General features: G+C 66.5%; 19 protein-coding genes and 1 pseudogene. 16 read left to right on the forward strand and 4 right to left on the reverse strand.

Annotated features, from left to right (window positions below):
- The first annotated feature begins 174 nt into the window (after positions 1–174).
- The 4 genes and pseudogenes from AC3WVS_RS02605 to AC3WVS_RS02620 form a co-directional block, all read left to right on the forward strand.
- The gene (locus AC3WVS_RS02605) at positions 175–366 is read left to right on the forward strand and encodes a hypothetical protein (protein ID WP_492317260.1); all 192 of its coding nucleotides are present in this window, start codon (positions 175–177) and stop codon (positions 364–366) included.
- A complete protein-coding gene (locus AC3WVS_RS02610; protein WP_492317261.1) occupies positions 359–724 on the forward strand; it encodes a hypothetical protein in 366 nt (121 codons plus the stop codon). Before AC3WVS_RS02605 ends, AC3WVS_RS02610 begins: the two co-directional genes overlap by 8 nt.
- Before the next feature lie 105 nt (positions 725–829).
- A complete protein-coding gene (locus AC3WVS_RS02615) occupies positions 830–1129 on the forward strand; it encodes a PAAR domain-containing protein (protein ID WP_492317262.1) in 300 nt (99 codons plus the stop codon).
- A pseudogene (locus AC3WVS_RS02620) lies at positions 1130–1392 on the forward strand (site-2 protease family protein); the annotation flags it as partial.
- Positions 1393–1669: 277 nt separating this feature from the next.
- Here the strand turns inward: AC3WVS_RS02620 and AC3WVS_RS02625 are convergent.
- From AC3WVS_RS02625 to AC3WVS_RS02635, 3 genes are read right to left on the reverse strand one after another with little or no spacing between them, the layout of a single operon-like run.
- Positions 1670–2095 carry a universal stress protein gene (locus AC3WVS_RS02625; RefSeq protein ID WP_492317263.1) on the reverse strand — a complete coding sequence of 142 codons (426 nt, stop codon included), beginning with the start codon at positions 2093–2095 and terminating at the stop codon, positions 1670–1672.
- 11 nt (positions 2096–2106) lie between these two features.
- Positions 2107–3126 (reverse strand): TerC family protein, encoded by a 1020-nt coding sequence (locus AC3WVS_RS02630; RefSeq protein ID WP_492317264.1) that lies wholly within the window; start codon positions 3124–3126, stop codon positions 2107–2109.
- A gap of 59 nt (positions 3127–3185) precedes the next feature.
- Complete coding sequence (locus AC3WVS_RS02635) at positions 3186–6032, reverse strand: AMP-binding protein (protein ID WP_492317265.1); 2847 nt, start codon at positions 6030–6032, stop codon at positions 3186–3188.
- A 278-nt stretch (positions 6033–6310) separates the two neighbouring features.
- On the opposite strand from AC3WVS_RS02635, the gene AC3WVS_RS02640 reads away from it, so the two are divergent.
- The 4 genes from AC3WVS_RS02640 (at position 6311) to treF (ending at position 11466) form a co-directional block, all read left to right on the forward strand.
- On the forward strand, positions 6311–6934 hold the full coding sequence (locus AC3WVS_RS02640) for a hypothetical protein (protein WP_492317266.1): 624 nt from the start codon (positions 6311–6313) through the stop codon (positions 6932–6934).
- Positions 6910–8013: a metal-dependent hydrolase gene (locus tag AC3WVS_RS02645; RefSeq protein ID WP_492317267.1), complete on the forward strand. Its 1104-nt coding sequence runs from the start codon at positions 6910–6912 to the stop codon at positions 8011–8013. The genes AC3WVS_RS02640 and AC3WVS_RS02645 overlap by 25 nt, the downstream gene beginning before the upstream one ends.
- Before the next feature lie 117 nt (positions 8014–8130).
- The gene (gene mdtD / locus AC3WVS_RS02650) at positions 8131–9555 is read left to right on the forward strand and encodes a multidrug transporter subunit MdtD (RefSeq protein WP_492317268.1); all 1425 of its coding nucleotides are present in this window, start codon (positions 8131–8133) and stop codon (positions 9553–9555) included.
- Between the two features lie 123 nt (positions 9556–9678).
- Positions 9679–11466 (forward strand): alpha,alpha-trehalase TreF, encoded by a 1788-nt coding sequence (gene treF / locus AC3WVS_RS02655; protein WP_492317269.1) that lies wholly within the window; start codon positions 9679–9681, stop codon positions 11464–11466.
- A gap of 425 nt (positions 11467–11891) precedes the next feature.
- Here treF and AC3WVS_RS02660 read toward each other — a convergent pair whose 3' ends face one another.
- Positions 11892–13862, reverse strand: coding sequence for a ligand-gated channel protein (locus AC3WVS_RS02660; protein WP_492317436.1), 1971 nt, complete (start codon positions 13860–13862; stop codon positions 11892–11894).
- A 250-nt stretch (positions 13863–14112) separates the two neighbouring features.
- Here AC3WVS_RS02660 and AC3WVS_RS02665 point away from each other — a divergent pair, with 250 nt between their 5' ends.
- The 8 genes from AC3WVS_RS02665 (at position 14113) to AC3WVS_RS02700 (ending at position 26265) form a co-directional block, all read left to right on the forward strand.
- Positions 14113–14835 (forward strand): response regulator transcription factor, encoded by a 723-nt coding sequence (locus AC3WVS_RS02665; protein ID WP_492317270.1) that lies wholly within the window; start codon positions 14113–14115, stop codon positions 14833–14835.
- Positions 14832–16280, forward strand: coding sequence for a sensor histidine kinase (locus tag AC3WVS_RS02670; RefSeq protein WP_492317271.1), 1449 nt, complete (start codon positions 14832–14834; stop codon positions 16278–16280). Before AC3WVS_RS02665 ends, AC3WVS_RS02670 begins: the two co-directional genes overlap by 4 nt.
- A gap of 417 nt (positions 16281–16697) precedes the next feature.
- A complete protein-coding gene (locus tag AC3WVS_RS02675; protein ID WP_492317272.1) occupies positions 16698–17246 on the forward strand; it encodes a fimbrial protein in 549 nt (182 codons plus the stop codon).
- A gap of 102 nt (positions 17247–17348) precedes the next feature.
- Entirely contained in the window at positions 17349–18119 is a 771-nt protein-coding gene (locus tag AC3WVS_RS02680; protein WP_492317273.1) for a fimbrial chaperone, read from the forward strand.
- Positions 18120–18235: 116 nt separating this feature from the next.
- Complete coding sequence (locus tag AC3WVS_RS02685; protein WP_492317274.1) at positions 18236–20800, forward strand: fimbria/pilus outer membrane usher protein; 2565 nt, start codon at positions 18236–18238, stop codon at positions 20798–20800.
- A gap of 466 nt (positions 20801–21266) precedes the next feature.
- Positions 21267–24596: a hybrid sensor histidine kinase/response regulator gene (locus tag AC3WVS_RS02690; protein WP_492317275.1), complete on the forward strand. Its 3330-nt coding sequence runs from the start codon at positions 21267–21269 to the stop codon at positions 24594–24596.
- Between the two features lie 136 nt (positions 24597–24732).
- Positions 24733–25374, forward strand: coding sequence for a response regulator (locus AC3WVS_RS02695; RefSeq protein ID WP_492317276.1), 642 nt, complete (start codon positions 24733–24735; stop codon positions 25372–25374).
- A 279-nt stretch (positions 25375–25653) separates the two neighbouring features.
- Positions 25654–26265: a LuxR C-terminal-related transcriptional regulator gene (locus AC3WVS_RS02700; RefSeq protein ID WP_492317277.1), complete on the forward strand. Its 612-nt coding sequence runs from the start codon at positions 25654–25656 to the stop codon at positions 26263–26265.
- Positions 26266–26273 lie beyond the last annotated feature (8 nt).

Consider the following 26273-nt stretch of genomic DNA (forward strand, 5'->3'; position numbering starts at 1 on the left):
ATTTAAATGGATTGCATGCATTTTTAGGAAACGTCCGATATCCGGCTGGACTCCACTTCCATATGAAAGGCGTATTGATGCGCATCAAGTGCGGGCGCAGCGATCGCCCCGCAAAATAGCTAGCCATTGGCTGCCTGTGGCAGTCACCAATCCATTCTCACGGAGCGTGTTTGCATGGGCAGCCGATCGCTTTCCTCTCGCACCGTCACCGTCAAGGGCAATGGCCTGCCTCAATTGATGGGCCAGCCCGCGTTGGTGTTCTCCAAGCTGTCTAATATTCAAGCCCGCGAAGAAATGAAACTACTATTTTCGTTTGTATTTTTTTTTCGCTCTCATAAATCCTTCGAATGGAGCATGCATGACTGATGCTGGTAACGTACCGCCGGTTTCTGGCGGATCGACATATTTTCTCTCCGAAGAGCAGATCGCAACTCTTTCTGCGCAGGCAAGTGCAGGCGATTCGGCTTCAGCGTTTAGGCTTTATAAATTTTATACCTTCTCAAATTTCGATTCGAAAAAGGCAAATAGTTGGCTGGAAATTGCAGCAAGAAATGGAAATTCCGTTGCTCAGTACAATCTCGCAAAGATTTTGCAGCAGGAGAATAAATATGCCGAGGCCCTGTGCTGGGCTCACGCAGCAGATTCGAATGGGGAGTCCGGTGCCAGTCCACTTGCGGACGAACTTGAACGGCAAATAAAAGCAACTAATAGTAATGGCAGATGATTCAGGCAGAACCTTTCTGGGAGTGTGCCGGATGACAGATTTTTGCGGAGTGCGCTGACTTTGTCAGGGAGAAAGATGCTAGATGGAATCACTTGTGTAGGTGACATGACCGACCACGGCGGCGTGGTGCTGGAGGGCTTCGCCGGCACCGACCTGAATGGCAGGCAGATTGCCGGGCGCGGCCACATGGTCTCGTGCCCGACGTGCCAAGGGTGTGTTTCCGATCATCGAGGGCAACGCTGCGTATACCATCAGCGGGGTGCCGGTGGCACAGCACGGCATGAAGACCGCCTGCGGGTCGACCCTCATTGCTGGCAATCCGCAGGCCAGGATAACGCGATAGCGCGACAGTACCAGACGCACCTGTTCTACATGCCCTTGCCAGACGGCCAAGTTCCGCTTTAGCCCGTCGATGGCGGGCGGGTGACCGCCGTGCTGTCCCCGCGCATCTGGTTCCTGGGCGTCCCCGTTCTGTTGGGGCTGTTCCTGGCACGCCCAGCCCAATATTGAGCCTGGTCGCGGTGCTTGCCGTACCTCATTTACCGCAGGCATGACGCTACGACCCGACGGCGCCGGAGAACAAAGGCTACTACACGTTCACTTCCGAGGCACGGCTTACCAATGTGTTGTTCTACGTTGGCTTGGTCGCGTTCCTGGCAGTCATGACTCAATGATTTACATGGGGTGATCGATAGCGCCCGTGTTGCTGGGGGCGGGCTGGGGCAAAGATGGCACAAGCCCGTTACTGTTACGGTCACTGCGGCATTGGCGCGCAAGCCACCGAGGTAAAATCGCCCCGGCCGCACAATCCGGCGAGACGCCGGTTGCCCTGCGATCTTGTAGACAGACTCCAGCAATTCCCAGTCAACCGCGCCAGCTAGAGGCATTGGTTTGCGAGGGGAAGCAAACCGCCAGCAGGCCAGTTTTCTCAGCGATCAGAGGACACTAGCTCCTGACCAGCAGCACCGGGCAGTGCGCGTGCGCAAGCACCCGCCTGGCCACCGAGCCGATGATGGCATCCAGGAATCCGCCGCGGCCGTGCGAACCCATCACGATCAGGCTGGCGCCGATACTGCTCGCATACTCGACGATGCGGGCCGGTGCGAAGCCGACGAAGCCATGGCACTCGCAAGCGATACCGGCCTCGCCCAGGATGCTGGCCACGGACTGCATCGCCTTCTCGTTCTGTTCGCGATGCCAGGCATCCAGGGTGGACCGGTCGATGAAGGTCTTGATGTCGCCAGCCACATCCGGTTCGCAGTGCACCACGTGTACCACGAAGTCGCGGCTGAACAGGGGATTCTGTACCAGGTAGCGGGCGGCCGCGTCGCTATAGGCCGACCCGTCGGTCGCAAGCAGGATCTTGTTCATGGAATCGCTCCTTATGTGCGCCGGTTCCCCGCCCTGCGCTCACGCGGGGCGCAGTGGCCGCCCAGTTCGTCCCCGGCGTGCGCAAGCGTGCGCCTGGCCCTGGCCCGGCTGACCAGGACGGACACGAACAACGTCATGGCGACGGCGCCGAGAGACCAGTGCACCGGCACATGGAACCACGGCTCGGCCAGCATCTTGGCGCCGATAAAGGCCAGCACGATGGCCAGGCCGTACTTCAGGTAATGGAAATGCTGCGCCAGGTTGGCCAGCAGGAAATACAGCGCCCGCAGCCCCATGATGGCGAAGATGTTCGAGGTGAAGACAATGAAGGGATCGGTGGTGACAGCGAAGATGGCCGGAATGCTGTCGACGGCAAACACCAGGTCGGTCGCCTCGACCAGCAGCACCACCAGGAACATCGGCGTCGCATGGCGCAAGCCGTCGATGCGCACGAAGAAGTGCTCGCCGCGATAGTCCGCGGTGATCCGCATATGCGCGCACAGGAAGCGAACGATGGGATTGCGCGAGAGATCGGGGGTACGCCTGGAAACGAACAGCATCTTGATGCCGGTGAACAGCAGGAACACGCCGAACACATAAAGGATCCACGAGAATTCGCTGATCAGCCAAACGCCGAGCAGGATCATGACGGCGCGCATCACGATCGCGCCGACCACGCCGAACAGCAGCACCCTGCGCTGCAACTCCGGCGGCACCGCAAAGTAGCCGAAGATCATCGCGAACACGAACATATTGTCGACCGACAGCGACAGCTCGATCAGGTAGCCGGTATAGAACTCCAGCACCTTGCGGTCTGCGGCCTCGCGTCCGGCGCTCCCGGCCAGCAGCCACCACAGCGCGATGCCGAAGAGCACGGCCAGCGTCGACCAGGCCAGGGTCCAGCCCAGCGCCTCGCGCGTCGAAACGCGGTGCGCGTGCCGGCCGCCAAGGACGAACACGTCGACCACCAGCGTTCCCAGCACCAGGACCAGGAAGCCGGCCCACATCGGCGCGGTGGCAAAGGTATCCATGCCGCTAGTGTCCTGCTCCGTCGGCAGATGTCATGGCAAGTTCCTCGCGGCGCGGCACACTAGGCCCGCCTCGCATCCCGGTGCGTCGTGCGCCGCGCATCCGGTTCGCCGCAGTAGTGCAGGATCTCGGCGCGGGCAGTGTTGCGCAGGCGCATGGCGGCGGGCCAGTCTGCGCCGTCCGGCCAGAGCGGGCTGCCGATGACCACGCCGATCGGCCCGCGGCGCGGCAGCCACTGGCCGTCGCGCAGCACCGAGCGGGTGCCGCGGATGGCGACCGGCACCACCGGCGCGCCGGCCCGCGCGGCCGCCAGGAAGGCGCCCGAGCGGAATGCCTGCAGCCCCGGCGCGCGGCCGAAGGTGCCTTCGGGGAAGAACAGCGCCGAATGCCCGGCGCGCACCGCGGCCACCACGCGCTCCACGTCCTCGTGCTCGCGCACGTTATCGAAGCGGTCGATGAAGTCGGCGCCGATGCTGGCCAGGTAGGTGCCGGGAATGCGCTGGCCCTGCAGCTCGCGCTTGGCGACCATGCATACCGGCGTGGGCAGCGCCGCCACCAGCACGATTCCGTCCAGGTAGCTGGCATGGTTCGAGACCAGGATGCAGGGCCGGTCGCGCGGCAGGTGCTCAAGCCCTTGCACGAACCAGGGCACCGCGCCCAGCCTGAGAAACAGCCGGGCAACGTGGTGGCTGAGCGTCCAGCCCAGTGCCGGCCGGTGCAGCGCAACCGATGCCAGCCAGGTCGCCGGCGCCAGCGTTGCGAACAGGAGCCAGGCATAGAGGGCGTAGGACAGGCCCGCGGCGGTCTGCCGGCCGCGCCGCAGCTCCGGCCGCAGCGCGCGCCAGCCAAAGCGCGCGATCTGCAGCCAGGGCGCTTCCACGCCGCGGCCGGGGCGCCCGTGCTCGAAGCGCTCGCGGCAGGCGGCGCGCCGGATCTTGCCGCTCGATGTCTTCAGGATGCTGTGCGGCGGCACCAGGGCGATGTGGTCGGGCGGCATGCCCAGCACGTCGAGGGCGGTCTTCAGCGCCTGCCGGTGCAGCGCCCGGCGCGCCTGCACATCCTTCTCTGCGGTCTCCGCCATCACCACGATGCGTTCGGTGCCGCTATCCGGATCGGGGCTGCCGAACACGGCCACGCAGCCCTTGCGTATGCCGGGGATGGCGCCGACCGCCTGCTCCAGTTCGTAGGGATAGATATTGCGGCCGCCGCGCACGATGGTTTCCTTGGCGCGCCCGGTGATATAGACCTCATCGGCCGCCATATAGGCATAGTCGCCGGTGTTCAGCCAGCCGCGGTCGAACAGCTGGCGGGTCTGCACGGGATTGCGGAAATAGCCGCTGGTGGCCGAAGGGCCGCGGAACTGCAGCAGGCCCTCATGCCGCTCGCCCAGTTCGCGTCCGGTGGCGTCGACGATGCGGACTTCGTGGCCGGACAGCGGCCGGCCGCAGGACGGGAATTCCAGGGTCTCGCGCTCGCCAGTGGGCGCGTGTTCGCCCGCGGGCACGGCCACGGCAGTGCGCGTGAATTCGTCGCGGTCGATGCGGTCGGCCGCCAGCCCTCGGCCAAGCGGCGGAAAGGTCAGGCCCAGCGAGGCCTCCGCCAGCCCGTACACCGGCGCGGCAGCCTGCGGGCGCAGGCCGTAGCGGGCAAAGCGCTCCATGAAGGCGCGCATGGTCTGCAGGCTTACCGGCTCCGCGCCATTGAAGACGAAGCGCCAGCTGGACAGGTCGAGCCCGGCCAGGTCGGCATTGGCCAGCTTGCGCAGGCACAGCTCGAAGGCGAAATTGGGCCCGCCCGAGAGCGTGCCGCGGTACTTGTGGATCGCCCAGAGCCAGCGCTCGGGCCGCGCCAGGAAGGCAAGCGGCGACATCACCACCAGCGGGTAGGCGTAGTACAGGCTGCCCAGCCAGGCGCCGATCAGGCCCATGTCGTGATAGAGCGGCAGCCAGCTGACAAAGACGTCTTGCGAGCCGACGGCCAGGGTCTTGCCCATGGCGCGCAGGTTGGCCAGCAGGTTGGCATGGCTGAGCACGACCCCCTTGGGCGAGCCGGTGCTGCCCGAGGTGTATTGCAGCAGGGCGATGTCGTGCGTGCGCAGCATCGGATGGACCGGGGCGCCGCCGCCGTCCGCCAGCTCCTGCGGCGTGAGCACGCTATGCAGCGTTCCCGTGCTGGCCTTGAGCAGGGCCGCCAGCGGCCGCGCCTGTGCCACCGTGATCAGGACCGGCGCCTGCGCGTTGGCCAGGATGCCGGCGTGGCGCTGCAGGTGGTCGCCGATCTGCGCCAGCCGCGCCGGCGGGTAGAGCGGTACCGGAATCCCGCCCGCCAGCAGCACGCCGCAGAAGCTGTAGAAGTAGTCGGGGCTGGTAGGCAGCATGATGGCCACCGCCGTGCCCGCGCTCACGCCGCGGGACACCAGCCCGGCGGCGATGGCCGCGGCGCCGCGGTGCAGTTGAGCAAAGCTGATCTGCGTGTCTGCGCCGTCGCCGTCCTGCAGGATGATGTGGGTGCGCTCCGGGTGGCTGCGCAAGTGCCAGCGCAGCACGTCCGGCAAGGTGGCGGCGCTGTCGGGCGCCTGTGCCGCCGGGGCAGGGCGGGCCTGGCGCAGGTGCGTGCCGCTCGCGCCGGGCGGCAGGTCCTGGGCGGCGAGCAAGGCGCGCAGCAGCGCGCGCGGGGTGTCGGCCTGGGCCAGCACCTGCTCCGGCAGGCTGACGCCGAAGCGGTGTTCAAGGCGGGTCAGCAGCTCGGCGCGCGTCAGGCTGTCGAAGCCCAGGTCGCCTTCGAGCGTGCTGTCCAGCGCGGCCGTCACTTCGGACTCTGCCGGCGGGCGCATGGCCGAAGACATCTCCCGCACGATGCCGAGCAGGGCATCTTCGTAGTTCTGCCTCGGGGGAGAATCCGCTTTCATGCGCGTACGGCCTCTGTCCACGCGACACCGCGGCCGCCGCCGAGTGCTGGCTGGCACGGCGGCCCTTGCCGATGACGCCTGGACTGACACCCTAAAGATAGGCTGCGTGGGGAAATTGTCGAGGCAGGTGCCGAACCGGGCACAGGCGGGCAGGCCCCCGACTGCACGCCGATCCGGCAGCATCGTGCACATGACAATGAAATCCGCGCCCGCGTGCGGGCTGCCTTTCTATGCTGGAAGGTAGAGCGCGGACGCGCATTCCCGAGGATGGCAAAGCCATGAACGATGATGCAGCCCTGGCCGGCCGGATCCTGGAGGTTGCCCTGATGCTGGGCGAGCGCAGCGGCTGGGATGCCCTGCACCTGCATGACGTCGCCGACGACATGGGCATTGGCCTGGACCAGATCCATCGGCATTACCGGCAGAAAGACGACCTGGCCGAGGCCTGGTTCGAACGGGCCGACCTTGCGCTCGTGCGTGCTTCCACGCGTGAAGGCTGGGCCGCCCTGTCCCACCGCGAGCGCCTGGAGCAGGCCATCCTCGCCTGGCTCGAGGCGCTGGCCCCGCACCGGCAGCTCACCGCCCAGATGCTGCGCTACAAGCTGCAGCCGGAGCACGTGCATCTGCAGGTGCAGGGCCTGCAGCATATCAGCCGCACCGTGCAATGGCTGCGGGAATCGGCGCGCCTGCCCGAATCCGGCTGGCGCCGCGAATTGGGCGAGGTCGTGCTGACCGGAATCTTCCTTTCCACCTTTGGCTGTTGGCTGCGCGACCGTTCGCCGGATTCCGGCCGCACGCAGGCGTGGCTCGAACGCCAACTGCGCTGCGCCGAGCGCCTGGCCTGGCGCCGCCCTGTCGACAAGGAAGCCCGGTCCGGATGGACACGATCACCCATGCCTTGATGGGGGCGCAGGCAGCGTTTGCCATCCCCATGGCCGAGGTCCCCGGCCGGCGACTCAGCACGCGCGAACGCCTGCTGCTTGGCGCTGCCGCCGGTGCCTTTCCGGATATCGATTTCCTGGGCTTTTTGGTCCATCCGCTGCGTTTCCTGGCGCAGTGGCACCAGGGGCCGACCCATTCGCTGCTGCTGCTCCCTGCCTGGGGCGCGCTGCTTGCCGGCCTGTTCTGCCTGGCGGCGCGCCGGCGCGAGGCCTGGAGGGAAGCGTTCGCCGTCAGTTGCCTTGGCGTGGCCAGCCACATCGCGCTGGACCTGATCACCGTTTATGGCACCCGCATCTTCTATCCCGGCTCCGAACGGCGCTTCAGCCTTGGTACCAGCTTCCTGATCGATCCGCTGCTGAGCGGCATTGTCGTGTCCGGACTGGTCCTGACACTGTTGCTAGCGCTGCAGTGGCGCGGTCGGGCGGCACTGGCGGGCATGGCGCTGCTGTGCGCCTATGTCGGCGTCCAGGCTGTGCTCAGGCAACGGGCGCTGGAACTGGGCAACGAATCCTTGCGTGCCGCCGGCATCCACGCGCAGCGCGTGGATGCGCTGCCCCAGCCGTTCTCTCCGTTCAACTGGAAACTGATTGCCCGCGCGGAGACGGACTACCGCGTCGCCCACGTCAACCTGGCCGGGCATCCGGCCTGGGTGCCGCAATGGCAGGTGCTGGGCCGCCTGCCGGCCATGGCCAGGGCCTACGAGCCGCCCGGGCGCATGGCCTGGACCCAGCGGCCGCGGCTGCCGGAGGCGCCGGCTGAGCAGGCGCTGGCATGGCAGCTCTGGGTGCGGCCGGACTTTGCCGATTTCAGGCAGTTCGCGGTCTATCCGGCCTTGTCCGCCATCACGTCGATGCGGGCATCACCATCCGTGCCGCCGGGCGCAGCGGTCGCCTGCGTCTGGTTCACCGACCTGCGCTACGACCTGCCCGCGCTGGAAGACACTTTCCGCTATGGCTTTTGCCGCGACAGTGCGCAGGCACCGTGGCGGCTGTACCGGCTTGCCTATTTCAGCCAGGACCAGCGCCAGCGCCTGGACTAGGGCAGCGCGGCGCTTGGCCACGCATCGATTTGCCTGTTCCGCGATAGACCTTTAAGGTGTCGGCTTTGGCCGGCGCATACCGGGATTCCGGGGCCCGGCCGGCCCGGAGCCCGCCACATGACCACACCCCAGCCCGACGACCGCACCCGCCGCATCATGCTGTGGGTGGTGGCGGTCGGCTTCTTCATGCAGACGCTGGACTCGACCATCGTCAACACCGCGCTGCCATCAATGGCGCACAGCCTGGGCGAGAGTCCGCTGCGGATGCAGTCGGTGGTGATTGCCTACTCGTTGACCATGGCGGTGGTCATCCCGGCCTCGGGCTGGCTGGCTGACCGCTTCGGCACCCGCACCATCTTCCAGACCGCCATCGGGCTGTTCGTGGTGGGTTCGCTGCTGTGCGCCTACGCGCCGACGCTGAACTTCCTGATCGGCGCGCGCGTGGTGCAGGGCGTGGGCGGGGCCATGCTGCTGCCGGTGGGGCGGCTCTCGGTGCTGCGCACCTTCCCGCGCGAGCAGTACCTGCAGGCGCTGAGCTTCGTCGCCATCCCCGGCATGATCGGCCCGCTGATCGGGCCGACGCTGGGCGGCTGGCTGACGCAGGTGCTGTCGTGGCACTGGATCTTCCTGATCAACGTGCCGGTCGGGCTGCTGGGCGCACTGGCCACGGTGCGCTATATGCCCAACGCGCGGCTGACCGGCATCGGGCCCTTCGACATCGCCGGCTACCTGCTGCTGGCCATCGCCATGCTGTCGCTGTCGTTCTCGCTCGACGGGCTGGCCGGGCTGGGCTTCCAGCACGCCACCGTGCTGATGCTGCTGATCGCCAGCATGGCCGCGCTGACCGCCTACGGGCTGCACGCCAACCGGCGCAAGCAGCCGCTGTTCCCGCTGCGGCTGTTCCGCATCCACAGCTTCAGCGTGGGGCTGCTGGGCAACCTGTTCGCACGGATCGGCAACGGCTCGATGCCGTTCCTGATCCCGCTGACGCTGCAGATCAGCCTGGGCTATTCGCCGTTCGATGCCGGCCTGATGATGTTGCCCGTCACCGCCGCAGGCATGGCCTCCAAGCGCCTGGCCACGCGCCTGATCCAGCGCCACGGCTACCGCCGCGTGCTGGTGGCCAATACCTTCGTGGTGGGGCTGGTGATGGCCGCCTTTGCGCTGATCACGCCGCAGTTGCCGCTGTGGCTGCTGGTCCCGCTGCTGGCGCTGTTCGGCATGGTCAATTCGATCCAGTTCACGGCCATGAACACGGTCACGCTGAAGGACCTGAGCGGGGCCGGCGCCAGCAGCGGCAACAGCATGTTGTCGATGGTGCAGATGCTGTCGATGAGCCTGGCGGTGACCGCGGCGGGCGCCTTGCTGGCGACCTTCCAGCACCGCTTCGGCGGCGATACCGCGGCGGTGCTGCCGGCGTTTCATGCCACCTTTGTCTGCATGGGGCTGATCACGTGCGCGTCGGCCTGGATCTTCATGCAGCTGGGGGTGCGCGAAGCTGCGCCGGCGATACCGGTGCAGCATGGCGAGAAGGAGGTGTGAACGCCTGCGCCCTCGCGCCTGCGTGACACATGGGCCGCTTTGCGGGGGGCGGCCGCGAACTTACCCGGCACTTCGCGGCTCCTATCCAAATGAGCCGGCAGCGCCCGGTGCAAGGAGGCGCCCATGCAGCCGACAGGCAAGCCCGAGACCGAACCCGCCATTCCTCCGTCGTCAGGTGCCACTGCCGGCGGCAGCACGGTGCCGCGCACGGCCCCGGCCACCCCTGACGGCGCCGGCGCGGTGCCGGGGCCATCGGCGGCGCCCGGCAAGGTCCATGCGGCGGCGCAGCCGGCGCTGGTCACGGACCGGGACTGCCCGCCGCCGCACACGCTGCCCGGCTGCGCCTGCGCCGATATGCTGTCGCCCGCGGCGCGCTACTGCGAGCTGTTCGTCGACGTCCAGCACAGCGGCCTGTTTGCCGACAGCAAGACCTTCCCTGACTGCATTCCCAACTGCGACCCGGACCTGATCGTGGCGCGCTACCGCGAAACGCGCGACACGCCGGGATTCTGTCTGGCTGATTTCGTGCAGGCGCATTTCACCCGCGCCACCGTGCCGGAGAGCCACTACGTGTCAGACCCGGCCAGCACCCTGCGCGAACATATCGATGGCCTGTGGCCGGTGCTGACGCGCGAGCCCGTGGCCCATCCGCCGCTGTCGTCGCTGTTGCCGCTGCCGCACCGCTATGTGGTGCCGGGTGGGCGCTTCGGCGAGCTGTATTACTGGGACTCCTACTTCACCATGGAGGGGCTGGCCGGCAGCGGGCGCGGCGACCTGATGGTGGAGATGGCGCGGAACTTCGCCTACCTGATCGACACCTATGGCCTGGTGCCGAACGGCACGCGCAACTACTACCTGAGCCGCTCGCAGCCGCCGGTGTTTGCGCTGATGGTGGACCTGCTCGAGCGCGAGCAGTTGGCCAGCGCCATCGACTTCCTGCCGCAGCTGCGCCGGGAATACGCCTTCTGGATGGACGGTGCCGACTGCGTGCGGCCGGGCCATGCGCACCGGCGGGTGGTGTGCCTGCCCGACGGCGCGGTGCTGAACCGCTACTGGGACGACCGCCCGTGGCCACGCGAGGAAGCCTTCCTGGAAGACATGGAGACCGCGATGCGCAGCGGCCGGCCGCATCACCTGGTGTTCCGCGACCTGCGCGCCGCGGCGGAATCGGGCTGGGACTTCAGCTCGCGCTGGCTCGATTCGCCATCCACGCCCACCGGCCAGCCCGCGGACCTTGCCACCATCCGGACCACGGCGATGCTGCCGGTCGACCTCAACGCACTGCTCTGGCACCTGGAAACGCGCCTCGCCGCGCTGTGCGAGCAGGCGGGCGATGCCGCGGCAGAGGCTTATCGCGTAGCGGCGCGGCGGCGCGAGGCAGCCATCCTGCAATACATGTGGAACGACCCCGCCGGCGCCTTTGTCGACTACGACTGGTGCCGCGGCGCGCCGCGCTTGTGCCTGACCGCGGCAACGGTGATGCCGCTCTATCTCGGTCTTGCGCTGCCGCCGCAGGCGCAAGCCGTGGCACAGGCGGTGAAGGACCGGCTGCTGGTTGACGGCGGGCTGGCCACCACGGAATGTGCTTCGGGCCAGCAATGGGACCATCCCAATGGCTGGGCGCCGTTGCAATGGCTGGCCGTGCGCGGGCTGGTGCGCTATGGCCACGACGACCTGGCGCGCGAGATCGCGCAGCGCTGGCTGGCGACCGTGGCCAGTCTCTACACCCATGAATGCAAGCTGGTGGAGAAATATCGCATCCGGCATATCGAAGGGGCGGCCCGGGGCGGGGGTGGGGGCGAGTATCCGTTGCAGGATGGCTTTGGCTGGACCAATGCGGTTGCGGGGGCGTTGATGGCTCTCTATGGGGAAGTGCCGGCAACGTGCCGGGGGGATGATGTGGTGACCTGAGGTGGGCACACTGCGGTCGGATCGCGTTGGGGGATTTGGCATTGCTGCTCAATGCGGTCGGTTTTCGCTCTTGACTAGCGTGGGCTGTTTCGCCGGCGTAGCCGGCGAGTCACTTCTTGTCCGAGCGACAAGAAGTAGCCAAGAAACGCGTCGCCTATGCGGCTGGCAATCAATTCCACGGCGTTGGTGGTTCGCACGGTGGTGCTTGCCGTTCGGCGTGGTTGGCCGTTCGACCCTGCTACGCCATGTGAGTCAGGGATAGTGCCTGCGTTAACCCGCTATTGAACGATCCCCATGCAGGGCGTAGGCCGCCTGCTGCCAGCCGCATCGCGGGGACGCCTACGGCTGCTGCGCAGGCTCAAATGCGTTGACGGTCATTGAGGGCTTGCGCGGAGCGCAGCCGAAGGCGTTGATGCAGCCACCATTCAAAACTTCACCGCCACACTCATCCAGTACCGCCGGCCATCCTCTACATGCCCATAGTCGGTGTAGTTCACCTGCTTGTCGAAGAGGTTGTAGATCCCGGCAAACACCGACACGTTCTTGGTAACCGCATAGGTCGCCCCCAGGTCGACAAAGGTGTATGACGGCGCCACCACGGTGCTGGAAGACGGCCCCGTGATCGGCTGGCTTTCCTTGCCGCGGTAGTTGACGCGCGCCCAGGCATTGACCTTCTCGCTCGGCCGCCAGTTCAGCGTGGCCACCAGCAGGTGCATCGGCAACTGGTTCAGCGGCTGACCCTGGTACTGGCCGCTCTTCTGTTCCGACTTGGTATAGGTATAGCTGCCGGTCAGCGACCACGCTTGCGCGATCGGCCAGCGCAGGCTGGCTTCCACCCCGCGCGAGTAGGCGCGGTCCACGTTCATGTAGGTGGTCGGGTTGGCGCCGAACCGGTTGGGTCCGTCGGTGCACTGCGTGGCCGGGCAGGCGACGCGCGTGATCTTGTCCTTGAAGTCGTTGTTGAACAGCGTCACGCCCGCCTGCAGGCCGTTGCCCTTGTCATAGAGCAGGCCCAGTTCCTGCGACAACATCGTCTCGGGCTTCAGGTCCGGGTTGCCGTACATATTGCCGCCGCGGCTGGTCTGGCCCCAGCCGGCCACGGTCTGGCGCAGGTCCGGCGCACGGAAGCCGGTCGAGACCCCGCCCTTGACCGTCCAGCGCTCGGCCGCATGCCACACGCCGTACAAGCGCGGGCTGTAGTGCTGGCCGAAGTTCTGGTCATGGTCCATGCGCACGCCGCCGGTCAGGGCAAAGCTCTGCGCCAGGCGCCACTCGTCCTCGGCAAACAGCGCCCACTGGTAGCGCTCGACCTGGTTCGGGCCGCCGGCGATCTGGTTGCCGGTCTGGTCGTTCAGGCGCTGGTTCAGGTATTCGCCGCCGACCGACAGCATATGGTTGCCCAGCGGCATGGCCCAGCTGGTGCGCAGGTCCAGGTTCTTGATCTTCATCCGGCGGCTGCGGTTGTCGAATTCCTCCTGCTGGATATAGCTGTCGGAGACGCCGAAGCCCCAGCGGCCGGTATGCGACAGCGCGTATTTCTCGCTGCGGTAGTCGGTCTCGGAGGAGGTGGGGCAGCCGCTGCGCGGGCAGGCGGTGCCGGGCGGCAGCGGCGGCACGGTCTTGCCCACGGTCTCGCTGCGCAGCTGGCGCATGCCGGTGGCCTCGAACACGATGTCATGGTTGCGCGTGGGCGTTAGCGCCAGCTTGGCGGTCAGGCTCTCGGCGCGGCGGCCGCGGAAGCCGTAGTCGATATCGTCCTCGATGCGGTGCGTGCTCTGGCCGTACAGCTGCAGGCCCAGCAGGTCGCTCTTGAGCGGGCCGGCCAGGTAGAAGTTGCCCTGGTAGAGATTGCCGGAGTCGCTGTTCTCCTGCAGCGTGGCGTCGCCGCGCAGCTCGCCCGTCCATGTCCTCGGCACCTTGCGCGTGATGATGTTGACCACGCCGCCCATGGCATCGGAGCCGTACAGCGACGACATCGGGCCGCGCACCACCTCGATGCGCTCGATCGCGGACAGCGGTGGCGTCCAGCTGCTTTCCACGCCGGACGAGTCGGAGTTGGTGCGGGTCTCGCGCGAGCTCTGGCGCTTGCCGTCGATCAGGATCTGGGTGTATTTGGCGCCCATGCCGCGCAGGCTGATGTCGGTCCGGTCGCCGCCGCCGCTGACGATCACGCCCGGCACTTCCACCAGCGCATCGTTGATGTCGCGATAGGCCTTGTTCTCCAGGTCTTTGCGCGTGACCACGCTGATCGACGCGGGCGCGTCGCGGATGTCCTGCTCACTGCCGGCCGCCGTCACCACCACGGTGGCGAGGGTAGCTTCCGTCTTCGGCGCCTGCGCCTGGGCCCAGGCTCCCGTCATGCCGGAGGCGGCGCATACTGCCGCCAGCATCCGCATCCATTGACCCTGTTGTACGCCCGCCGGTGCTGCCAATCCTGCCGCCGCCGTTGTTGCCGACCCGATCCCGGCGACCTGCCTGAACTTCATCATTTTCCCCGTCTTCTGTAAATAACAATCATTCTCATATTAAAATTCGAAATGAAGGTGCCTACCAGTCACTTTGGATAGCTTTTGTTTTCTTGACGTTTCTTGACGGAACCGGGGACCGGCGGCCACGTCCACGCCCGCAAGGCTCCCGGCAAGCTGCATGCTGATGTGCTTCCACACGCCGCTCGCGCGCGTGCTGCTGATCGACGACGACCAGGAACTGGCGCAAATGCTGCGCGAGTACCTGGAGCCCGATCACTGCACCGTCACGCTGGCGCACACCCGCCAGCAGGGCGAGACCCTGCTGGCCCGCAACGAGTACGACGTCGCCCTGCTGGACCTGATGCTCCCTGACGGCAACGGCCTGGACCTGCTCCGGCTGCATCGCGCGCGCTCGCAGCGCCCGGTGATCATGTTCACCGCGCACGGCGATGAAACCGACCGCGTGCTGGGGCTGGAACTGGGCGCCGACGACTACCTGAGCAAGCCGTTCAGCCCGCGCGAGCTCAAGGCGCGCATGCATGCGGTGCTGCGCCGTTTCCACGGCGCCGCGCCTGCCGCGCCCGCACAGGCCTCGTGGCTGGAGGCTGGCGCGCTGCGCCTGAACCTGGCATCCGGCCTGGCCATCCACGGCAACGCCGAGGCGCCGCTGACCGGGGCCGAGCAGCGCGTGCTGGAAATCCTGATGCGGGCGCCGGGCCGGGTGGTCGCGCGCGCCGAGATCGGCCGGTTCGCGCTGGGCCGCGTGCCGGAACGCTACGACCGCAGCCTCGACACGCATATCAGCGCGCTGCGCCGCAAGCTGGCGCTGGACGGCATCACTTCGCCGCTGCTGATCCGCAACCTGCGCGGGCAGGGTTATATGCTGGTGCAGGCGCCGTGAACTGGCGCCGCCGCGTGCGCGCGCTGTTTCCGCTGCCGCTGTTCTGGCGCAACTTCCTGACCTTCTGGCTGGGCATGGCCGCGATCGTTGGCATCGGCATGGCGCTGACGGCCGCGGTGGCCTGGTACCGCTTCGACACGCTCGATGGCCTGAGCCCCGCGGCGCTGACCGAGGATGCGCTCGAGGTCGCCCAGACCCAGGGGCGCCCCGGACTCGAGCGCTGGCTGCGGGCGATGGATTCGCACGCCTCGGCGCTGGACATCTACATTGTCGACGACACGCTGCAGGAACTGCTGGGCCGCCCGTTGCCGGCGCGGCTGCGCAACCGCCTGGCCGACCGGCTGGTGCCGATGTGGCGCGCGGGGTTGATCGGCCATGCTGTCGCGCATGAGCCCAGGCCCGGCGCGCGCGTGTCATGGTGGGACCCGCAACCCATCGCGCTGCCGGAAGGCGGCGAGCTCCTGATGCTGTTCCTGCCGTTCGATTCGTCGCGCTGGGAGGTGCTGCACCTGTCGCCCGTGGTGCTCGCGCTCGGCCTGTGCGCGCTGGGCCTGTCGGCGCCCCTGTGCTGGGCGCTGACGCGGCATGTAACCGGCCCCGTGCGGCGCCTGCGCGAAGCCACGCATGCGCTTGCCGACGGCGAGCTGGCCACGCGCACGCCGCCCGTGCTGGCCCGCCGCGCCGACGAGCTGGGTCTGCTCGCGCGCGATTTCGATGCCATGGCCGATCGCCTGCAGCGCCTGATGGACTGGCGCGAGCAGCTATTGCGCAATATTGCGCATGAACTGCGGTCGCCGCTGGGGCGGCTGCGCCTGTCGCTGGAGCTGGCGCGGCGGCGCGACGCCACGCTCGACCTGCAGTTCGCGCGCATCGAGCGCGAGGCGGAGCGGCTCGATGCGCTGGTCGAACGCACGCTGCAGCTGGCGCGGCTGCATGCGAAGGCACCAGTGCGCGGCCCGATCGATCTGGCGGAACTGGTCGACGTCATCGTCACCGATGCCCGCTTCGAAGCCGCGGCCCGGGGCGTGGCGATCCGCTGGACTCCCCCGGATGCACTGATCGTCGAGGCCGATGCCGCGGGGCTGGGCAGCGCCATCGAGAACATCCTGCGCAATGCGATCCGGTACACCGATCCCGCTGCGCCCGTGACCGTGACGCTGCAGGCTGATGAGACGGCGATCCGGCTCGATATCGTCGACGGCGGGCCCGGCGTGCCGCAAGACGCGCTGGCGAGCCTGTTCGAGCCCTTCTACCGCGTGCGCAGCGGTCCGGGGCATCCGACCGGGGCGGGACTGGGGCTCAGCATTGCGCAAGCGGGCATTGCCGCGCATGGCGGCACGGTGTCGGCGCGCAATGTGGCGCCGCGCGGGCTGGCGCTGCAGGTCTGCCTGCCGCGCAGGACGTGTGGCGGCGCTGTTGGCGTGGCCGAGACCCAGACAAATTAGGGGCGACGGATGCTGCGGAGATGGCCTTTGCGCCATGCAGCCGCTGCAAGTGGCGTGTACCCTTTGGCCAGATGCTGCGCTTCAAGGCGGCTGCCATGATGCAGATCGATCCGGCGCCTGTCCCTTCACCGTCCAAGCTTTTCGCAGGCACATTTGCCCTGCGCCGGCAAGCCGGACATATGCGCCATGACGCATAAGAACCACGGCGACGCCTCTTCGCAGCAAGGGAAAAAATTCCGAGCACGATCTAAGGCTTGCCTGATTGGTGGCATTAAGTGCCATACATATAGTTCAGCTGTCCCCGGGGCAACCGGCAACTGCAGCGCAAATCTGGCGGTTCAATGGCGGCACGGGGCAGGGCGGGATCCGTTGGATCCGAAAGCCATCTACCTATCAACATATTTGAATCACCCCAACATGACCCATACCAAGCTCCTCGCTGCTCTGATCATCGCCGGTACCGCCATGGGCGCGCAGTTTGCACACGCTGCCGACGGCCAGATCACCTTCAACGGCCAGATCACCGCACAGACCTGCACGATCAACGGCAACGGCACGGGCAGCAAGAACTTTACCGTGACACTGCCGACCGTTTCGGCCTCCACCCTGGCCCAGGCTGGTGACACCGCTGGCCAGACGCCGTTCTATATCGCCCTGACCAACTGCACGCCAGACACAGGCAATGTGCATACCTTCTTCGAGGCAGGCCCGACCACCGACACCACCACCGGCAACCTGATCGTGGCCGCCGGCGGCGCCACCAACGTGCAGATCCGCCTGCTGAACGGCGGCACCAATAACAGCCCGATCAAGGCCGGCTTTACCGATGCGTCGCAGAATTCCGGCGTCGTCGCCATCAACAGCGGCTCGGCCACGCTGCCGTACTACGCACAGTACTACGCAACTGGCGCAGCAACGGCCGGTGCCGCCAACTCGACCGTGATGTACTCGATCGCTTACCAGTAAGCCCTGGCACCACGGGGCGCGGAGCGTGTTACCGGCGCGCTCCGCGCCTTCGGAACATGGAAGTGTGTGCCGCTTCACCCGGTCAAGTCCGCCGCAACCATCATGAAAACGTCCATCAAGTCCCTGATTTCCGCCGGCGTGATCGCGCTGGGGCTCATGAGCGCGCTGCACGCGCAAGCTTCCGTGGTCATAGCGGGGACGCGGGTCATCTACAACGCAAAAGACACCGAGACCACGATCAAGCTGACCAATGAAGGCCAGTCGCCGGCGTTGACGCAGGCGTGGATCGACAAGGGCGACCCGAGGGCTGCCCCATCATCCATCGAAGTCCCGTTCACCGTGACGCCGCCGGTTTCGCGCATCGACCCGAAGAAGGGCCAGACGCTGCGCATCCTCTACACCGGCGAGCCACTGCCGCAGGACCGCGAATCCGTGTTCTGGCTCAATGTGCTGGAGATCCCGCCAAAGCCCACCGCCGAAGAAGCTGATGTCAACAAGCTGCAGCTGGCTTTCCGCTCGCGCATCAAGCTGTTCTTCCGCCCCGCGGGCCTGAAGGGCAACGCCGACGACGCCCCTGGCAGCATCCGCTGGCGCGTTACCCAGGCAGGCGGCAAGCCGGCGCTTGAAGCGAGCAACCCCAGCAAGTATCACGTTTCTTTCGCCAAGCTCGAATTGGCTGGCGGCGGCAAGACCGCGAAGTTTGAAGAAGGCGGCATGATCGGCCCGGGCGAAACCAGGACGTTCCCGCTGACCGGCGATGTTGCGCAAGGCACCGAGGCCAAGGTTCGCTACAACGCCATCAATGACTACGGCGGCGCCGTAAGCGGCGAAGCCGCACTGGGCAGCAGCGCCGCCCAGGCCGCTTCGCGCTGACCACACGCCGGGCCGCGCCCGGCGTATTTCCAAGCTGATGTCTCCGATTGACGATGCCGCAACAAGCGGCAGGGGCAAGTCTTGCCCGCGCATGGCCAGAACTCCGGCATAAACCCATGAAAACCCAGAAGACCTCTTCCTTCCCGTCCCGGCTGCGTCCGGCCAGTGCGGTGGTGTTGTCCTTGTTCGCTGGCGTAGGCGCGTGGGCGGCGCCCACCGGCGCGCCGACGCTGGTGGCGGAAGTGGAATTCAACGACACCTTTCTGCAGCAGCCCGGCGGTGCCCGCATCGACGTGAGCCGCTTCAACAAGGGCAACGTGGCCTTGCCGGGCAACTATCGCGCAGAGCTGTACGTCAACGAAGTCTGGCTGGGCCGTGCCGAAGTGACGATGCGCCAGGTGGGCGAAGACAGCCGCAATGTGCAGCCGTGCTTTGACCGTGCCGCGATCCAGCGCGTGGGGGTGGACCTGACCAGGTTGGCACCGGAGACGTCGGCGCGGCTGGACACGGGCTGCGTATCGCTGCCCGACCTGATCCCCGATGCCACGGCCAGCTTCGACAACGGCGAGCAGCGCCTGGACGTCTCGGTGCCGCAGATTGCCATGTCGCGCTCGGCGCGCGGCTATGTCGATCCCAAGTACTGGGACGAAGGCGTGACCGCGGCGCGCCTGCAGTACAACGCCAACGTCTACCACTCCGATTCGAGCGGGATATCGACCACGCAGGGCTATGTCGGGGTGAACGCCGGACTCAACTTCGGTGGCTGGCGCTTCCGCCATCTGGGCAACCTGACGCACGGCGACGTCGAGGGCACGCGCTACCAGAGCGTGCAGACCAGCCTGCAGCGCTCGATTGCGCCGATCAGGAGCCAGCTGATCATCGGTGATGCCTTCACCGATGGCACCATGTTCGACAGTTTCGGCTTCCGTGGCGTGCAGATTGCCAGCGACGACCGGATGTACCCGGAATCTCAGCGCGGCTATGCGCCGGTGGTCCATGGCATTGCCAACAGCAACGCCCGCGTGCAGATCCGCCAGGGCGGCAACATCATCTACGAAACCACGGTGGCCCCCGGCGCATTCGAGATCAATGACCTGTATCCGACCGGCTACGGCGGCGATCTCGAGGTGGTGGTCACCGAGGCCGATGGCAGCGTGCATACCTCGCGCGTGCCCTACGCCGCAGCCGTCAATGCGCTGCGCCCGGGCGTCACGCGCTACAGCGTGACCGTCGGCCAGTACCGCAATACGTCGATCCAGAGCAAGCCGATGCTGATGCAGGCAACCGTGCAGCACGGCATCAGCAATATGGTGACCGGCTACGGCGGCGTCATCGCGGCGCAGGACTACACCGCGGTGATGGGCGGCGGGGCGCTGAACACGGACTTCGGTGCCTTCGGCGCCGACGTGACCCAGGCCTGGACCAACCTGCAGAATGCACCCAACCGGAGCGGCCAGAGCATGCGGCTGTCGTACAGCAAGCGGGTGGCACCGACCAATACGAACCTGACGGTGGCCGCCTACCGCTATTCCAGCAGCGGCTACCTGAGCATGACCGATGCCATGGCGCTGCGCGACCTGGACCAGCGCGGCCTGAGCCCTGGCATGTTCCTGGGCGGCATCCAGCGCGGACGCCTGCAGATGACCATCAACCAGATGCTGCCGCAAGGCTATGGTTCGTTCTACCTGTCCGGTTCCACCCAGAACTACTGGAACCGCGGCGGTTCCGATACCCAGTTCCAGGCGGGCTATAACAACAGCTACAAGCGCATCAACTATGGCGTCTCAGCGTCGCGCCAGTTCAACGTCGGCTCAGGCAAGTGGGACACCCGGGTGATGCTCAACGTGGGTATCCCGCTGGGCAAGGGCCAGCACGCGCCGTACTCGATGACCAGCCTGAGCCACGATTCCACGGGCGGCACGTCGCTGCAGGAAACAGTGACGGGCACCCTGGGCCAGGACAACGCCTTCACCTATGGCGTGAACGCCGGCTACACCGGTGGCCGCAACACCAGGGATGCTGCTTCTGTCGGCGCCAACGTCGGCTATGTGTCGCCGATGGCTACCATGACGGCCAGCGCCAGCACGGGCCGCAACTTCTCGCAGGCAGGCCTGGGCATCAGCGGCGGCATCGTGGCCTATGCGGGCGGCGTGGCGTTCACCCCGACGATGGGCGACACCATGGCCATCATCGAGGCCAAGGATGCCGCGGGCGCGCGCCTGGCCAACGGCAGCGGCCTGCGCGTGGACCCCTGGGGCCACGCCTTGGTGCCGACCCTGACGCCGTTCGCCACCAACCAGATCGAGATCGACCCGAAAGGGCTGCCGATGAGCGTGGAGCTGAAGACCACGCAGCAGAACGTGGCGCCGACCGCGGGTGCGATCGTGAAGATGAAGTTCGAGACGGACAACCCAGGGCGGGCGGCGATTCTGCGTGCCAATGGGCCGGATGGGAAGCCGCTGCCGTTTGGCGCGGAGGTGACGGGCGCGCAAGGGCAGAGCATTGGTACCGTCGCTCAGGGTGGTCGTGTCATTGCGCGCGGTCTCAAGGCAGATTCCGGCCAGTTGATGGTGAGCTGGGGCAAGGGCGCTGCACAGCGCTGCACTTTGGACTATGTCTTGCCGAAGGCTGGCAGCGAAGCGGGCACGACTTACCAGATCGTGGACGCGGGGTGCCGTTGATCGAGCCTGAAACAATCTTGTCCGACCGCCGGCTGCGTACCGACATTGCTCCCAATGACGTATTGACTCCCGGGCATGACAGCTTCGCATCAAATGGCGGGGACAGCGGCGATGACGTCCACCATGACCGGTCTGTGAAGCGGGGCGCCCGGAAAGACTCCGTCCGATCTTTTGCCGTGCGCAAGCACGCGCGGCAAGAAGCCTGGTGCTGCCGCCAGGCAGCACCAGCGTCACTCGCCATGTCCTGATTTGACATGCCCCGCTTATGCCGGGGCATATGCCCCCTGGCCAGCTTCGGCTCTGCCTCCCCGGCGCACGCCGGCCACCTGCATCCTGGGCATGGCGGCCCCGACGATCCGCAATGTTGATGCATAATCCGGAGGCATTGCCATATCCATCGTGGGCACTTGCTGATGCCCGGTGCCCGGACCGGCCTCAGGCAGGTTGCCGAGAAGGAGGGTCGCCAATGGTCAACTGGCTGTCTCGCGCGAACACGCAGGTGCACGGACGCCTGCTCACCGTTGTCGTTGCCCTGCTGATCGTCGTGATCAGCAGCTTCCTTGCCCTGTTCCTCCATAGCCTGTTTGAGCGCATCCTCTGGGAACAGGCGTCGGCCAACCGCCTGCATTTCGGCGCGGTTCTGGAGGTAAAGTCTACGCACGAGTATTTCATCCGGCGCATGGCAGAAATCTCCGGGCCGGAGTATCGGCTGGCGCGCAGCGACCGCCTGGCTGGCCAGCTCGAAGCCATGCTGACGGGCGTGCCTCCAGGCAGTGCCCGTACCGTCGAAGTGCCTGGCCTGACCAATCAGGCCACCATGCTGACGGGCGCGCCCGCGCCAGCGGCGGGGCGTCCCGACACGATTTCGCACATCGTTCGATTCGCCATCTTCGAGCGCGCATACTGGGGTAAGGCGCCGCAGGGGATGCGCTCGGTTTTCCTGTCTGCTGACGGGAGCCAGGCATTCGTGACACCGGCGCTTCCGGGTGCGCTGGCGTTGAGCGGGCCGCTGGTCGCTGATGTTGTCAGCAACTGGGCCAAAGCGCTGGCGAACCGGTCGCGCGAAGCGCAACCTGAGACGCCGGTCGCCTCACCGCTGTGGACCGGGCCATACCAGGGCACCATCGAGCGGGGCCCGATCCTGAGCTGCTTCCTGCCAGTCCGCGACGCCAGCGGAAATCTCGTGGCGTATGGCGCGACGGCCATTCCTGCACGCGCGCTGATGGACGACGTCAGCATCCCGGATGCCACGCACCCCGCGTCAGGCAGGCGGGCAATGTTCTTCGATGAGCAAGGGCGACTGCTGTACCAGGGCAGCGACGCCGGCTGGCTGCGCCCGCAAGCTCTGGGTGAGCGGGTGGCGCGTGAGTTGGGCAGCAGCCGGCAAAACGTCGCCTACTGGTTCGAGCAGGGCAGCCTGATGATTGGCCTCATGGCACGCGACCGTGGCTGGCGCGCGGCCTACGCTTATCCGCTGTCTCAGGCGCTGGCGGATCATGGCCCGGCGCTGGCGGCTGCGCTTCTGCTCTACGGCTTTGGTGTGCTCGCGGTGCTGACCGGTGCCGGCACGCTGCGGCGCCGGGTGTTGGTGCCGATGCAGCAAAACGCTGAACGGATCGAGGATAGCGAACGCTTCAACCGTACCGTGATGCAGGCCGCGCCGGTCGGCCTGCGGGTGGTGCGCACAGCCGATGCGCATGTACGGGTCGAGAACGCGCTGGCCGCGCAATGGCTGCCGCTCGACACGCGCACGGCGGGCCGGCCATGGCTGGACGAGATGCTGGCGCGGCGGGGTGACCAGCCCGCGCGGCTGGAGCTGCAGGTGCCATCCGACCACGGGGGGGCACGCGACTTGCTGGTTGTCGGCCGCCACACCCGCTTCGAGGGTGAAGACGTACTGCTGTGTGCGATCCATGATGTCACCGACGAACGCGAAGCGCACCGCGCGCTCTCGCGCGCACGCCAGCTGGCGGATGAGGCAAGCGCCGCCAAATCGCAGTTCCTGGCCGCCATGAGTCACGAAATCCGGACGCCGCTGTACGGGATGCTGGGCACGCTGGAGCTGCTGTCCCTGACAAAGCTGGCACACAGCCAGCGCGAGATGCTGTCGACCATCCAGTCCTCGTCGCAAGTCTTGCTGCAGATACTGGATGACCTGCTTGACTACTCCCGCGCGGAAGCCGGCCAGATCGAACTGGACGCCGTGCCGTTCGATCCGGTCGACCTGCTGGAATCGACGGTTCGCGCGCAGGCGCCGATCGCGCTGCAAAAAGGCATTGCGCTGCCGTTCTATCCACAGCCCGGCTTGCCTTGCCTGATCGGGGATCCGGTGCGGGTGCGCCAGATTATCGGCAACCTGCTCGCCAACGCGCTGAAATTCACGGCAGAGGGCCATGTCATCGTGCGCCTGCAGCGCGCGCCCCAGAGCGAAGCGCCCGATGCGGACGGCAGGATCGGCATCCGGCTTGAGGTGGCGGATACCGGGCCAGGCATTGCGCCAGAGGTCCAGGCGCGGCTGTTTGAGCCTTTCGTGCAGGCAGATGCTTCGACCGCAAGGCGCTTTGGCGGGTCGGGCCTGGGCTTGTCGATCTGCAGACGCCTGGCCGCCCTGATGGGCGGCAGTATTTCCGTGCAGAGCGAACCGGGCAAGGGCAGCGTCTTCCGAGTATTGCTGAGGTTGCCGGAAGCCGGGCCGCGCGAACAGGTGGAGCCGGTGTTGCCGCCGGTGGCCGTGCTGTCGGAAAATGACGAGATTCGCAACCATGCCATCGACAATCTGCGCGCCATGGGCTGCAGGGCGGTCGCTTGCCGTGGGCCGGCGCCGGAACCGGGGATGGTGTTGCTTGTTGCCACCCGCCACATCGAGGCCATTCCCGAAGGCTATGCCGGCTTGGTCTTTTTGCGCGCCGATGGCCCGGCGGAACCACAGCTGATCGCCGGCAGCTGGCTGGTCAATGCCTATCATCAGGCGGGCATCCTGCGGGCGTTTTGCAAGGCGGCCGGCATGACGCCGGTCAGTGCGCCGCCGCTGGCTGCGCCTGTCGACCCCACGCCGCAGCTTGGGCTGGAGATACTGGTGGTCGACGACCATCCCTACAACCGGCTGCTGATGCAGCAGCAGCTTGAGCGCCTTGGCTGCCGGCCGACGCTTGCGGCCAGTGGCGAAGAAGGGCTTGCCGTGTTGCGCCAGCACAAGTTTGACGTGATGCTGACGGATGTCCACATGCCCGGCATGGACGGCTACGAACTGAGCCGCAGGCTGCGCGCGCAGGGGGCAACGCTGCCCATCGTCGGGCTTACCGCGAGCATCGCGCAGGGTGAGGCCGAGCGCTGCCTGGAGGCCGGCATGAATCGCTACCTGTCCAAGCCGATCCTGCTGGGCGACCTGGCCGAGTGTCTGCGCGACGTGCTGCCGGCGCATGTGCCTGGCCTGGCACAAGGGGCCGCGGGCACGGCTGGCTCCGCCCGCGTGGAGGATAACGTTGCCAGCATGGCGTTGCTGGAGCGCACCATGCGCGAGGATTTCAAGCAACTATCCGCCGCGGCAGCCAGCGGGGAACTGAAGGCAATCCGCCATCATGCCCATCGTATGAGGGGGGCCATGGCGCATGCCGAAGATGGCGAGGAGATCGTCGAACTGTGCCGGGAACTGGAGCTGGATGCCGCCCAGGCGCTGGCAGCCGTGCAAGCCCATGTCGACAACCTGGCGTTGTATCTTGCCGCATACTTTGACGATCATGAAAACCATGAGGGCAGCCAGCATGCGGCCCGACGCGATTGGCCGGATACTATTTAAGGAATGCCTTAATTTGGGTTTTTCGGAAGACTCCTAATATTCAGATCAGCGAAAATGACCGGCATTGAATGCCGGCACGGTTCGGCGGCGCACCGGTAGGCGGCCGCAGAGCCGATTAAAACAAGGGGGATCGTAAATGATCAAGGTAATCATCGCAGACGACCACCCCGTCGTGCTTGACGGGATGAGCCGGGTGCTGGCGAACGAAGTGGGCACGCAAATCGTCGGAAGTGCCGCAAATTCCACCCAATTGGTGGAGTTGCTTGAAAGCACGGATTGCGACGTTATCGTGACCGATTACTCCATGCCGGGCGGCCAGTTTGGCGACGGCCTGCCGATGCTGCAGATGCTGCGCCGCCGTTATCCCACCACCCGGATCGTGGTGATGACCATGCTGGATAATCCGGCGCTGATTCGCAATATCCAGAAGGTCGGCATTTCCGTGATCCTGAACAAGACCGATCCGGTCCAGGAGCTGGTGCCGGCGGTACGTGCCGCGTTCAGCGGGCTGAGCTACCAGCCGGCATCGGTGCGTGCGATCCTGGCCTCGGGTGGCCTGGATGAGCCGTCGCAGCGGCCGGTCCTGACGCGCCGCGAACTGGAAGTGATACGGCAGTGTGCAGCTGGTGTCCCGGTCATCGAGATTGCGCGCCAGGCCAACCGCAGCAGCAAGACCATCAGCGCGCAGAAGAGCATCGCCATGAAGAAGCTGGGCCTGACCAACGACTACGAACTCTACGAGTACGCCAGGACAAACGGCCTGCTGGGCGGCCCCTGATCCTGGCATCGTCCCCTCCCTTGCGGGCCGGTCCCCGGGCCGCGTCGCATTTCCCCTCCCTCCGCTGAACAGCACTCCTGACTGTGCCGATGCCGGCCGGCTCCTGCCGTGCGACGGCGAGTGCGCTATTCCTCCCCTCGGAAATATCCCCGCTTTTTTCAGGCTTGGCTGATTTCGAAAGCCAGGCGCATGGTTCATCCTGAACGCAGGAATGACAACGCTGGAGCCTAAGGCGCCATGGAAAAAATCCGGGTGATCATCGCGGACTCGCAACCTGTCATGCGTCGCTTGCTGGGCCGGCGGCTCGCGGCCAGCGCCTGCATCGAACTGGCCGGCGTGGTGGGCGACGAACCGAGCCTGGTGCAAGCGCTGCGGCAAGGCTCGTGTGATGTCGTGACACTGCGTTACCCGCTGTGGGACACCGAAGACCGCGAGCCTTCCGGCTATGCGCGAATTGGCACGCGGCTCGCCGAACTGGGCGGGCAGCGCGTGGTCGCGATCGCCAACGTCGCCGACCGCGCCACCGTACTGCAGTTGCTCAAGGACGGCTGCCGCAATGTCGTGACCGCCAGGGACGGCGTCGACGAGATCATGAAGGCGGTCTGGATGGCATACCTGGGGCTGGCTTCCGTATCGGAAATCGCTTGCACGCTGATCTGGGGCAGGTCCTGCAGCGGTCCGCCGGACGGCGATTGGGCGGAGTTGCTGACCAGGCGTGAAAGCGAAGTGCTGCGCCTCTACCTGTCGGGCATGTCCGTTACCGGGATCGCCTTGCGCACCGGCCGGACCGTCAAGACGATCAGTACGCAAAAGCAGAGCGTCATGCGCAAGATCGGCGCCGAGAACGACGTGGAGCTTGCCGCCTTTGCCATCCGGCGCGGCATGTTGTGAGGCCCGGC

Source organism: Cupriavidus sp. CPT47-8839-RL05A (assembly GCF_058792255.1).